This window comes from Streptomyces sp. KLMMK (genome assembly GCF_036961605.1).
Lineage (GTDB): Bacteria > Actinomycetota > Actinomycetes > Streptomycetales > Streptomycetaceae > Streptomyces > Streptomyces telluris.
The window spans coordinates 1-12000 of record NZ_JBAMDC010000206.1; the positions used below are offsets into that span (position 1 = coordinate 1).

General features: G+C 73.7%; 12 protein-coding genes and 1 pseudogene. 9 read left to right on the forward strand and 4 right to left on the reverse strand.

The genetic code is table 11. From position 1 onward, the window contains the following. Positions 1-755, reverse strand: a 755-nt coding sequence (locus V7793_RS24430; protein WP_336009958.1) for a 2-hydroxy-3-oxopropionate reductase, incomplete at its 3' end; no start/stop codon positions are given. An 80-nt stretch (positions 756-835) separates the two neighbouring features. Further along, positions 836-1663 (reverse strand): TIM barrel protein, encoded by an 828-nt coding sequence (locus V7793_RS24435; RefSeq protein WP_336009959.1) that lies wholly within the window; start codon positions 1661-1663, stop codon positions 836-838. A 98-nt stretch (positions 1664-1761) separates the two neighbouring features. Between V7793_RS24435 and V7793_RS24440 the strand changes: the two genes are divergently transcribed. The 9 genes from V7793_RS24440 to V7793_RS24480 all read left to right on the forward strand — a co-directional run bounded on the left by V7793_RS24440 (position 1762) and on the right by V7793_RS24480 (position 10143). Further along, positions 1762-2031: a hypothetical protein gene (locus tag V7793_RS24440; RefSeq protein ID WP_336009960.1), complete on the forward strand. Its 270-nt coding sequence runs from the start codon at positions 1762-1764 to the stop codon at positions 2029-2031. Positions 2032-2087: 56 nt separating this feature from the next. Next, complete coding sequence (locus tag V7793_RS24445) at positions 2088-2411, forward strand: helix-turn-helix domain-containing protein (protein ID WP_336009974.1); 324 nt, start codon at positions 2088-2090, stop codon at positions 2409-2411. Between the two features lie 151 nt (positions 2412-2562). Next, positions 2563-3525 (forward strand): helix-turn-helix domain-containing protein, encoded by a 963-nt coding sequence (locus tag V7793_RS24450; protein WP_336009961.1) that lies wholly within the window; start codon positions 2563-2565, stop codon positions 3523-3525. 75 nt (positions 3526-3600) lie between these two features. Then, complete coding sequence (gene uraD, locus V7793_RS24455; RefSeq protein WP_336009963.1) at positions 3601-4146, forward strand: 2-oxo-4-hydroxy-4-carboxy-5-ureidoimidazoline decarboxylase; 546 nt, start codon at positions 3601-3603, stop codon at positions 4144-4146. Next, positions 4143-4556 (forward strand): hydroxyisourate hydrolase, encoded by a 414-nt coding sequence (gene uraH, locus V7793_RS24460; protein ID WP_336009965.1) that lies wholly within the window; start codon positions 4143-4145, stop codon positions 4554-4556. Before uraD ends, uraH begins: the two co-directional genes overlap by 4 nt. 5 nt (positions 4557-4561) lie before the next feature. Further along, a complete protein-coding gene (gene pucL / locus V7793_RS24465; RefSeq protein ID WP_336009967.1) occupies positions 4562-5503 on the forward strand; it encodes a factor-independent urate hydroxylase in 942 nt (313 codons plus the stop codon). Between the two features lie 20 nt (positions 5504-5523). Then, positions 5524-6939, forward strand: coding sequence for an 8-oxoguanine deaminase (locus tag V7793_RS24470; protein WP_336009968.1), 1416 nt, complete (start codon positions 5524-5526; stop codon positions 6937-6939). A gap of 157 nt (positions 6940-7096) precedes the next feature. Then, positions 7097-8506, forward strand: a complete 1410-nt coding sequence (locus V7793_RS24475; protein WP_336009970.1) for a nucleobase:cation symporter-2 family protein — start codon at positions 7097-7099, stop codon at positions 8504-8506. A gap of 185 nt (positions 8507-8691) precedes the next feature. Next, on the forward strand, positions 8692-10143 hold the full coding sequence (locus V7793_RS24480; protein WP_336009976.1) for a YfcC family protein: 1452 nt from the start codon (positions 8692-8694) through the stop codon (positions 10141-10143). Positions 10144-10147: 4 nt separating this feature from the next. Here V7793_RS24480 and aceB read toward each other — a convergent pair whose 3' ends face one another. Both aceB and V7793_RS24490 read right to left on the reverse strand, forming a co-directional pair. After that, positions 10148-11764, reverse strand: coding sequence for a malate synthase A (gene aceB / locus V7793_RS24485; RefSeq protein WP_336009972.1), 1617 nt, complete (start codon positions 11762-11764; stop codon positions 10148-10150). A gap of 116 nt (positions 11765-11880) precedes the next feature. After that, a pseudogene (locus V7793_RS24490) lies at positions 11881-12000 on the reverse strand (nucleotidyltransferase family protein); the annotation flags it as partial.

The following is a 12000-nucleotide window of genomic DNA, read 5'->3' on the forward strand; positions in this document are numbered from 1 at the left end:
GTGACGATGCCCATGTCCTTGTGGTGCAGGTCGATCCGGAAGCCCGGCGGATGGTGCCGGGAGAGGAAGTTGTGCCGCTTGCGGCTGAGCACGGCGGAGCCGGCCAGCCCGCCGCCGAGGACGTCCAGCGCGGCCTCCAGGTCCACGCCGGACTTCTCCAGGAAGACCACGGCCTCGGCGCACGCCTGGATGTTCGCGGCCACGATCAGCTGGTTGGCGGCCTTCACGGTCTGGCCGGCCCCGTGCGGGCCGCACAGGACGACCGTCGTGCCGAGGGCGCGGAAGAGCGGCAGGGCCCGCTCGAAGTCGGCCCGCTCCCCGCCCGCCATGATCGACAGCACGCCCTCGACGGCACCGGCCTCGCCGCCGGACACGGGCGCGTCCAGGACACGGATGCCCTTGCCGGCGGCGGCCTCCGCGAGTCCGACGGACGTCCGGGGGGTGACGGAGGACATGTCGACGAACAACGTGCCGCGCGCGGCGTGCGCGAGGACGCCGCCCTCGCCGTACGCCACGGCCTCCACCTCCGGTGAGTCGGGAAGCATGGTGACGACGACGCCGGCGCCGCGGACGGCCGCTGCGACGGAGCCGGCGGGCGTCCCGCCCACGGCCGCGAGGCGTTCGAGCCCGGCCGGTTCGAGCGTGTGGCCGGTGACCTCGTACCCGGCCTTGAGCAGGTTCGAAGCCATGGGCAGCCCCATGATCCCGAGACCGATCCACGCGACGCGGGGGAGAGAGGAGGAGGGAGAGGGCATGGCGTTTCCTTTCGGGAGAGAGGAGGGGGACTGCCGTCAGGGGGACGGGCACCCGCAGCGCCCGGGCCGCCCGGGAACCGTCACCGCGCCCCGTCCAGCCAGCCGAAGGCGCCCCCGCTCGGGCCGGACGGGCGGTATTCCAGGCCCAGCCAGCCGTCGTACCCGGCCTGTTCGAGCCGTTTCAGCAGCACGGGGACGTCCAGCGTCCCCGTGCCCGGTTCGCCCCGGCCCGGGGCGTCCGCGAGTTGGACGTGGCCCGTGTGGGAGGGCGCGTACGCAGTGACGACCGCGGACGGGTCCTCGCCCGCCATCGCCACGTGGTAGAGGTCCATCAGGAACCGGGCGTTGCCGAGCCCCGAGATCTCGTTGACCCTTGCCGCGAGCTCCACGGCGCGCGCCGAGCCGGTGACCGGGTATGCGGGGGACTCCACGGGGTTGAGCGCCTCGATCAGGAGCGTTGCGCCGACCCGGTCTGCGGCCCGCGCAGCCAGGACGAGGTTGTCCAGGGCGAGCGCGTCCTGGGCCCCGGCATCCGCGCCCGCGACGCGGTTGCCGTACAGGGCGTTGAGCGCCGTGCACCCCAGCGAGGCCGCGAAGTCCGCCGCGACGCCGACGTTGGCGCGGAAGCGGCCGGATTCCGCCCCCGGCAGCGAGAGCGCCCCCCGGTCGGGCCCGGGCAGCCGCCCGGCGTAGAAGTTCAGGCAGACCAGTTGCGTACCGGCGTCCCGCAGCGCCCCGCGCAGCGCGTCCAGTTCGCGGGCCTCCGGCGTGGGCGTCGCGGGCCAGGGCCACCACATCTCGACGGCGCGGAAGCCCGCCTCCGCGGCCGCCGCGGGCCGTTCCAGGAGGGGCAGTTCGGTGAAGAGCATCGAGAGGCTGACGGAGAAGCGGTGTCGGGGGAGAGGCATCCCGTCCCACCATCCTTCCGTAATGTGGAAGTTAACTTCTGTTATACGGAATCCTGCTGCCGTTCCCCGCCTCTGTCAAGGCGGGTAGGTTGGCCACCGTGCGATTGCGAGTGGAGTTCACGACCGAACCGTTCGATCTCGACCGGGTGCCGCCCCACGCCGAGGCCGCCCGGGACGCCCTGCAGGGCGCCGGCCTCGACGCCGTGGACGTCGGCCCCTTCGGGAACTCCGCGGAGGGCGGCGGCGAAGCCGTGCTCGCCGCCGTGCAGCAGGTGCTGAGCACGTCGCTGCGAGCCGGCGCCACGCGGGTGTCGCTGCAGGTCAGCGTGGTCGAGGGTCAGGACGGCGACGAGAAGGGGGCGCCGTGACGGAGGAGGCGGCCGCGCACCCCCTCCGCGCCGCGGTCGCGCCGCTGGTCGACGCCATGGGCGGCGAGATGGTCGATCCCGAACAGGCCGCGGCGGACGACGTGATGCTGTCCTGGGAGGGGCGCGAGGTCGTCGCCGTGAGGCTGCCGCGCCTGTCCGCCTCGCTCGACCACATCCTGGCCGACCTGGAGCGCCGTCACGGCATGCCCCTGGCCGAACTCGACCGCAGGACCAAGCAGTCGGTGGTGCGCACGCTGGAGGAGCGCGGCGCCTTCTCCCTGCGGCACGGCGTGGAGACCGTCGCCGCGGCGCTCGGCGTCAGCCGCTTCACGGTCTACAACTACCTGAACCGCGAGGGCGGTTCCGGAGGCTCCCGGTAGAGCTGCCGGCCGGCGGGCCCGACCGGCGGGGGACCGGCGAGCCCGAACCGCGGGCTCCGACCGTGGGCCCGAACCACGGCCCCGGCCGCGAGCGCCGTCCGTACCCGCCGGTACGGTAGGAGCTCCCCGAGGCCCGAGGGAGGGTCGAGCCGTGTCCCCCGACGTCACGTGGAGCATCGGAGAGCTCGCCGAGCGCGCGGGCGCCACCGTCAAGACCGTCCGCTTCTACTCCGACCGCGGCCTGCTGCCCGAAGCCGCCCGCAGCGGCGGCGGCCACCGCCGGTACGGCCCCGAGGCGCTCGACCGGCTCCGCCTGATCCGCTCCCTGCGCACGCTCGACGTGCCGGTCCCGGACGTCGGCCGCGTCCTCGAACGGGACGACGCGCTGGAGGACGTCGTGGCGGGCAAGCTGCGGGAACTCGGCTCGCAGCTGACGGTCCTGCGCTGGCGGGAGGCCGCCCTCCGGCTGCTGCAGGACTGCCCGCCCGGGGAGCGCGCCGAGCGGCTGCGCCTGGTGGGGAGCATGTCCACCCCGCCCAGCACGGCCGCGATGGCGGGCTTCTGGCGGCGCTGGCTGCCCCCGCGGCTCCCGGCCCGGCTGGTCGCCGCGATCGTCGACGAAGCGGTGCCGCAGCCGCCCGACGACCCGACCCCGGCCCAGGTCCTGGCCTTCGCCCGGCTGCACGCCTTCACCTCCGGCCCCTGCACGGGCGACGACCGCGGTCAGCCCGAGGTCCACCGGAGCGGCGAGGGCTACCGCCCCGCCGTGCTCTACGACGGCCTCCGCGAGGCGTTCGCGCTGGCGTCGCCGGACCTGCGGGCGCAGCGGCCGCCGCACCCGGGCGAGGCGCTCGACTGCTTCGTCTCCGCCCACGCCCGCGCCCGCGGCACCCGGGACACGGCCGCCTTCCGCCGCCGGCTCGGCGTCCAGCTCGCCGCGGAGCCCCGCATCGACCACTACTGGCAGCTCGTCGCCGAACTGACCTCCCCGCCGTCCGGCCCGCGGGAGCCGACCCCCGGCGCCGCCCACGACTGGCTCTGCGCCGCCCTGGACGCCTCGGATCCCCGGCCCGGGCGCCGGACACGGGAGCCGAGTTCTTCAACAAACTGTTGACGCGGCGTTCCGAGGGGCGTTAGCTATGCGCAGCCCGACAGCCATGCGCAGCCCGTCCCCACCACGGAGGCGCCCGTGTCTTCGAGTCCGACGCCGGGTCTCACCCGGTTCAACGCGTCCGGCGACGGCGCGGCCCGCGCGGCGCTGCACGAGATCTGTGCCGCCGGCGCATGGGTGGACACGGTCCTCGGCCGGCGCCCCTACCCCACGGCCGAAGCGCTCTACGCCGCAAGTGACGCGGCGACGGCCGCACTGACCGCGGGCGGGCTGGCCGAGGCCATGGCGGCGCACCCGGCGATCGGGCGTCCGGCGCCGGGCGATCCCGTCTCCGCCCGCGAGCAGCGCGGCATGGCGCAGGCCCCTCCCGGGCTCCGCGCCGAGATGCGCGCACTCAACCTGGCCTACCAGGAGAAGTTCGGGCACGTCTTCCTGATCTGCGCCACCGGCCTCGGCGCCGCACGCATGCTCGACGCGATCCGCCACCGCGTCGGCAACACGCCGGAACGCGAACGCGAGATCGTGCGGGAGGAACTCGGCAGGATCAATCGCATCCGGCTGGCCCGGCTGCTGGAGGACCCGGCCGGCCCGTCCGCTCCCGAGCAGGAAGGAGCCCGCCCATGAGCGCCGCCGCACCGGGCGTCTCCGACGCGTCCGAGCCAGAGCCAGAGCCCGAGCCCGCCTCCGAGCCCGCGTCCGTGTCCACGCACGTCCTGGACACGGCCGCCGGCCGCCCCGCCGAGGGCGTCGACGTCGAACTGTCCGCACGGAGCGGAGCCGAGGGGCCCTGGACGGCGTGCGGCACCTCGGTGACGGACGCGGACGGGCGCTGCCGGGGGCTCCCGGCGCCGCCGCGGGGCACGACCCACGTACGGCTCCGGTTCGACGTGGGACCGTACGCCGCCCGGGGGACCGCCGGGCGGGAAGCGTTCTTCCCGGAGGTGGCGGTGGCCTTCGCCGTCGCGCCGGGCGAGCACCACCACGTACCGCTGCTGCTCAGTCCGTTCGGCTATTCCGTGTACCGAGGGAGCTAGCACACATGCCCACCGTTCTCGGCCAGAACCAGTACGGCAAAGCCGAAACCCGCGTCGTGCGGGTCACCCGCGACGGGCCCGTCCACCACATCAGGGACCTCAACGTCTCCATAGCCCTCTCCGGTGCCATGGACGACGTCCACCTCTCCGGCTCCAACGCCCGCGTCCTGCCGACGGACACCACCAAGAACACCGTGTTCGCCTTCGCCAAGGAGTACGGGGTGGCCTCGCCCGAGGACTTCGCCGCGCGGCTGGCACGCCACTTCGTCACCGGCCAGGAGTCGATCCGCACCGCCCGGGTCCGCGTCGAGGAGTACGCCTGGGACCGTATCCCCACGCCCGGCCCGGCCGGGCACTCCTTCGTCCGCAGCGGCCGGGAGACCCGTACCGCGCAGGTCACCTTCGACGGCGCGGGCGGGCGGTGGCAGGTCCTCTCCGGCCTCAAGGGCCTCACGGTCATGAATACCACCGACTCCGAGTTCCACGGCTACGTCAAGGACCGCTACACCACCCTTCCCGAGACCCGCGACCGGATCCTCGCCACCGAGGTCAACGCCTGCTGGCGGTACGCCTGGGACGGCGGCGGCGCCGAGGGCGAGGGCGAGGGCGACGGCAGTGAGGGGGCCGCCCCGCCCGACTGGGACGGCAATTGGGAGCGGACCCGCGGCCACCTGCTGGCCGCCTTCGCCGAGACCTACTCCCTGTCCCTGCAGCAGACCCTCTACGCCATGGGCTCACGCGCCGTCGAACACGGCCCCGGCATCGACGAGATCCGGCTCTCCCTCCCCAACAAGCACCACTTCCTGGCCGACCTCGCACCGTTCGGCCTCAAGAACGACAACGAGGTCTACTACGCGGCCGACCGCCCCTACGGCCTCATCGAGGCCACCGTCCTGCGCGAGGGCGCGCAGGCCGCCGTGCCGCCGGACCTGACGAACCTTCCGTGAAGCGACAGCGAGGACTCACCGTGGCCGCACCCCCCGCAGGAACAGCCGACGGCACCGCGCACCACCTCACCGAGCGCATCGTCATCGAGAACTGCGCGATCGCCACCGTCGACGCCGACGACACCGAGCACGCCTCGGGCCACGTCGTCGTCGCCGGCAACCGCATCGAATCCGTGGGCCCAGGGCCCGCGCCCGAGGGCCTCACCGGCGTCGTCCGCCGCGTCGACGGCACCGGCCACCTGGCCACCCCCGGCCTGGTCAACACCCACCACCACTTCTACCAGTGGCTCACCCGCGGCCTCGCCCAGGACTGCAACCTCTTCGACTGGCTCGTCGCCCTCTACCCCACCTGGGCCCGCATCGACGAGCCCATGGTGTACGCGGCCGCGCGCGGCTCCCTCGCGATGATGGCCCGCGGCGGCGTCACCACCGCGATGGACCACCACTACGTCTTCCCCAAGGGCGCCGGCGACCTCCTCGGCGCCGAGATCCGCGCGGCCCGCGAGACGGGCGTCCGCTTCCACCCCACGCGCGGCTCCATGGACCTCGGCGCCTCCGACGGCGGGCTGCCGCCCGACTTCGCCGTCGAGACCACCGAAGCCGCGCTCGCCGCCACCGAGGAGGCCGTCGACACCCACCACGACCCCGCCTTCGACTCCATGCTGCGCATCGGCGTCGCGCCCTGCTCGCCCTTCTCCGTCACCACCGAGCTGCTGCGCGAGGCCGCCGTGCTCGCCCGCCGCAAGGGCGTGCGCCTGCACACGCACGGCTCCGAGACCGTCGAGGAGGAGCAGTACTGCAAGGAGAAGTTCGGCATGGGCCCGACGGACTACTTCGAGTCCACGGGCTGGCTCGGCGACGACGTGTGGATGGCCCACTGCATCCACATGGACGACGCCGACATCGAGGCCTTCGCCCGCACCGGCACCGGCGTCGCCCACTGCCCCTCCTCCAACGCCCGGATCGCGGCGGGCACCGCCCGCGTGCCCGACCTCCTGCGGGCCGGCGTCCCCGTCGGCCTCGGCGTCGACGGCACGGCTTCCAACGAGTCCGGCGAGCTGCACACCGAGCTGCGCAACGCCCTGCTCGTCCACCGGCTGGCCGGCGGGGAGAAGGCACTGAATGTCCGTCAGGCGCTGCGGCTCGGCACGTACGGCGGCGCGCAGGTCCTCGGCCGGGCGGACGGCATCGGCTCGCTGGAACCCGGCAAGCTCGCCGACCTGGTGCTGTGGAAGCTCGACGGGCTCGGCCACTCGAGCATCGCCGACCCCGTCGCCGCGCTCGTCCTCGGCGCCCCCGCACCCGTCACCCTGTCCCTCGTCAACGGCCGGCCCGTGGTCGAGAACGGCCGGCTCGTGACCGTCGACGAGGACGAGGTGGCCCGCGGCGCGCGCGAGCAGTCCCGCCGCCTGGCCCGGATCGCCGCCGCCACCTGAACCCCCGGCCGAGGGGGACGGCCCTCGGCCGGGCCCGCGTCCCTTCTTCCGCGGCGACGGACGCAAGGGCCTGCGCCCGGCCGGCTCTGTGTCCGCCCGGCCCTGCGCCCGGCCGGTCACCCCACCCCGCCGCAAGCGCGAGCGAAGGAGGCACGTCGTGGCCCTGGACGAAGCCGAGGGCACCCGCACCGAGGGTGCCGTTCACCCGGTCGACGAGGTGCTCCGGCCGGGGCGGCTGCTGGCCGGCGGGCTGCAGCACGTGGCCGCCAGCTACGCCGGCGTCGTCGCCCCGCCCCTGGTCCTCGGCGCGTACCTCGGGCTCTCCCCGGCCCGGACGACCTTCCTCGTGGGCGCGGCCCTCTTCACGGCGGGCGTGGCGACCCTGCTCCAGACCATCGGATTCTGGAAGGTCGGGGCGCGGATGCCCTTCGTCAACGGGGTCTCGTTCGCGGGCGTCGCACCCATGATCGCCGTGGCCGACGCCCAGGCCGACAAGAGCGACGCCCTGCCCGTCATCTTCGGCGCCGTGATGGTGGCCGGGGCCCTGGGCTTCGTCCTGGCGCCCTGGTTCTGCAAGCTCGTCCGCTTCTTCCCGCCGCTGGTGAGCGGCACCGTCATCACCCTCATCGGCCTGACCCTCCTGCCGGTGGCCTTCGGCTGGATCCAGGGCGGCGGCGACCCCGGCCGGCCGGCCACCGCGACCGGGCTGGGGCTGGCCGCGGCCACCCTCGTGATCGTCCTCGTGCTGCGCCGCGTACTGCGGGGTTTCCTGCGGCAGATCGCGATCCTGCTGGGGCTGGCGGCGGGCACGCTGATCGCCGTCCCCGTGGGGGCGGTCGACTTCGGGCCCGCCGCGCACGCCCGCCTCGTCGGCTTCCCGTCGCCGTTCCACTTCGGGGCCCCGCAGTTCACGTTCCCGGCGATCGTGTCGATGTGCGTGCTCATGCTGGTGTGCATGACGGAGAGCACCGCCGACATGCTGGCGCTCGGCCAGGTGGTGGGCCGCCCGGCGGACGAGCGGACCATCGCGCGCGGCCTGCGCGCGGACACGCTCGGCACCGCCGTCAGCCCGGTCTTCAACGGCTTCGCCAACAGCGCGTTCGCGCAGAACATCGGCCTGGTGGCGATCACCCGGGTGCGCAGCCGCTTCGTGGTCGCCGCGTGCGGGGCGATGTTCGTCCTGCTCGGTCTGAGCCCCGTCTTCGCCTCGCTCATCGCGGTCGTGCCGCGACCGGTGCTGGGCGGGGCGGGGATCGTGCTGTTCGGCACGGTCGCGGCCAGCGGCATCCAGGTCCTGATCGGCGCCGGTCTCGACAAGGGGGACAACCTGCTGGTGGCGGCGGCCTCGCTGGGCATCGGCACGATACCCGTGGTCTCGCGGACGTTCTACGACGGCGCCGGCGTCCCCGAGACGCTGCGGACGCTCCTGGACTCGGGGGTGAGCGCGGGCTGCCTGACCGCGGTGGTGCTCAACCTCGCCTTCAACCACCTGGGGAAGCGGCGACGTGACGAGGCGTCACCGGGGCCGTCGCCGGAGCCGTCACCGTCACCCGTGCGTGGCGACTAGGGCCGGACACCGCGTTTCGCGACAATAAGGTCAAATTGACCACCCTCAGCGCGGAGAGGGGTTCCGTCGTGGACGCGGAAGCCGAGGACGCAGCACCCGGCGGGCCCGAAGCACCCGGCGGGCCTGACGCACCCGGCGGGTCCGAAGCGCCGGGCGGGCGCCGGGGCTTCGTCTTCCCCAGCGCGCTGACCGTCCTCGCGGCCGTGACGATCGCCGTCTGGTTCCTGACCTTCGTCATCCCCGCCGGCACCTACCAGTACAACGACGAGGGCCGCCCCGTTCAGGGCACCTACCACCAGGAGGCCGCGCCGGGCGGCTTCGTGCACCGGCTCGGCGACCTCTTCCTCGCCCCCGTCAACGGCCTCTACGGCATCCGCGACTCCGTCACCGGCGAGGTGGCCCCCGACGCGATCGGCGCGCTCTACGGCAGCGCGGGCGTCTTCCTCTTCGTCCTCGCGATCGGCGCGTTCATCACCGTCGTCTTCGCCACCGGCGCCCTGGACCGCGGCATCGAGCGCCTCGCCCACCGGCTGCGCACGCGCGGCGCCCTGCTGATCGCCGGCGTGATGACCGTCTTCTCGCTGCTGGGCACCGTCGAGGGCTTCGCCGAGGAGACCCTCGGCTTCTACGGGCTGATCGTGCCCCTCATGCTCGCGCTCGGCTACGACCGGATGGTCGCCACGGGCACGATCATCCTCGGCGCGGGCATCGGCGTGCTCGCCTCGACCGTCAACCCCTTCTCCACGGGCGTGGCCTCCTCGGCCGCCGACGTCTCGCTGGGCGACGGCATCGCCCTGCGCTTCGCCATGTGGATCGTCCTGACGGCCGTCACCATCGGCTACGTCCTGCGGTACGCGCACCGGGTGCGCACCGTCCCGGACCGCTCCCTGACGGGCTTCCTGCCGGGGGACCGGGAACTGGCGGCGGAGGCCGCCGCGGAGCCGCCGGAGCTGACCGGGCTGCACAAGCTCGTCCTCGTGGCGGTGGTCCTGGTCTTCGCCTTCATGATCTTCTCGGTGATCCCCTGGGCGAGCGCCCTGACCGGCGTGGCCGACGCCACCCCCTACCCGTGGGAGCTGGGCTGGTCCTTCGCCCAGCTGGCGGCGCTGTTCATCGTCGCCGCCCTGCTGGTCGGGCTGCTGGCCCGGCTGGGCGAGCAGCGGCTGAGCGCCACGGTCGTGCAGGGCGCGGCCGACTTCATCGCCCCCGCCCTGGTCATCGTCCTCGCCCGCGGCGTCACCGTGGTGATGACGAACGCGAAGATCATCGACACGGTGCTGCACGCCGTCGAGAGCACCGTCTCCGGCACGCCCCCCGTGGTCTTCGCGATCCTCGTCTACGTCATCAACCTCCCGCTGGCCTTCCTCATCCCCTCGACCTCCGGCCACGCCACCCTCGCCATGCCCGTCCTCGCCCCGCTCGCCGACTTCGCGGGCGTCCCGCGCTCCGTGGTGGTCACGGCCTGGCAGTCGGCGAGCGGCGTGATGAACCTGTGGGTGCCGACGACCGCCGTCGTCATGGGCGGGGTGGCGCTGGCGAAGGTCGGCTACGACAAGTACTTGCGCTTCGTCTGGCCGCTGCTGGTGCTCCTGTCGGTGCTGATCTGCGGCTTCGTCGCGCTGGGCGCCGTGGTGTGAGGCATCAGTCCAGCAGCTCGTAGGCGGGCAGCGTGAGGAACTCCGCGTAGTCCTCGTCCAGGGCGACCTTCAGCAGCAGGTCGTGGGCCTGCTGCCACTTGCCGGCCGCGAACGTCTCCTCGCCCTCCGCCTCGCGGATCGCGGCGAGCTCCTCGGCGGCGACCGCGCGGACGAGACCGGCCGTGACCTTCTCGCCGTCGTCGAGGACGACCCCGGCGGCGGTCCACTGCCAGATCTGCGAGCGCGAGATCTCGGCGGTGGCCGCGTCCTCCATCAGGTTGAAGATGGCGACGGCGCCCAGGCCGCGCAGCCACGCCTCGATGTAGCGCGTGCCGACGGCCACGGCGTTGCGCAGGCCCGCCGAGGTCGGGCGGGCGTCGAGCGAGTCCACGGCGATGAGCTGATCGGCCGTCACACGGACGTCCTCGCGCAGCCGGTCCTTCTGGTGCGGACGGTCTCCGAGGACCGCGTCGAAGGAGGCGCGGGCGACGGGAACCAGGTCGGGGTGGGCGACCCACGAACCGTCGAAGCCGTCCCGCGCCTCGCGGTCCTTGTCGGCCCGGACCTTCTCGAACGCGGCCTCGTTGACCGCCGGGTCCTTGCGCGAGGGGATGAACGCGGCCATCCCGCCGATGGCGTGCGCGCCGCGCCGGTGGCACGTGCGCACCAGGAGATCGGTGTAGGCGCGCATGAACGGGGCCGTCATCGTCACGGCGTTGCGGTCGGGCAGCACGAACCGGGCGCCGCCGTCGCGGAAGTTCTTGATGAGGGAGAAGAGGTAGTCCCAGCGGCCGGCGTTGAGGCCGGAGGCGTGGTCGCGGAGCTCGTAGAGGATCTCCTCCATCTCGTACGCGGCGGTGATCGTCTCGATCAGCACGGTGGCGCGGACGGTCCCCCGCGGCAGGCCCGCGTACTCCTGGGCGAAGACGAAGACGTCGTTCCAGAGACGGGCCTCCAGGTGCGACTCGGTCTTCGGGAGGTAGAAGTACGGGCCCTTGCCGAGGCCGAGCAGGCGGTGGGCGTTGTGGAAGAAGTACAGGCCGAAGTCGACCAGGGCGCCGGGCACGGGGCGGCCGTCCACGGTGACGTGGCGCTCGTCCAGGTGCCAGCCGCGCGGGCGGACGACGACGGTCGCGAGCTCGCCGGCAGGCCGCAGCGCGTACGCCTTGCCCCGGGCGTCGGTGAAGTCGATGCGCCGCTCGAAGGCGTCGATCAGACTGAGCTGGCCCAGGACGACGTTCTCCCACGTGGGCGCGGAGGCGTCCTCGAAGTCCGCGAGCCACACGCGGGCGCCGGAGTTGAGGGCGTTGACCGTCATCCTGCGGTCCGCCGGGCCGGTGATCTCCACCCGGCGGTCCTCCAGGGCGGGCGGCGCGGGGGCGACGCGCCAGGAGGGGTCCTCACGGACGGCGCGGGTTTCGGGGAGGAAGCCGAGCGTGCCGGTGCGGGCGATCTCGGCGCGGCGCTCCGCCCGGAGGGCGAGGAGTTCGTCGCGGCGGGGCGTGAAGCGGCGGTGCAGCTCGGCGACGAAGGCGAGCGCGGGCTCCGTGAGGACCTCCTCCTGCCGCTCCAGGCGCCGGGCGGTGACGGTGGCCGGGGAGGACGGAGCTGGTGCGGACATGGGTTGGTCACTCCCTCTGCAGTGGTTGTTTTCCGGAGGCTAGTTTCCTCATGGTGGAAGTTCAATGGGGCGAGGGCAGGGCGGTGGTGCCGGACGGCGGTTTTCGGCGGGTGGCCTCAGTCCAGCAGCCGCAGGTCCTCCGGGGTGTCGACGTCCTCCGGACCCGCCACATCCCCGCACTCCACGAGCGTCACGGCCGCGGCGTGCTCGCGCAGGTACGCGCGGGCGCCGCGGTC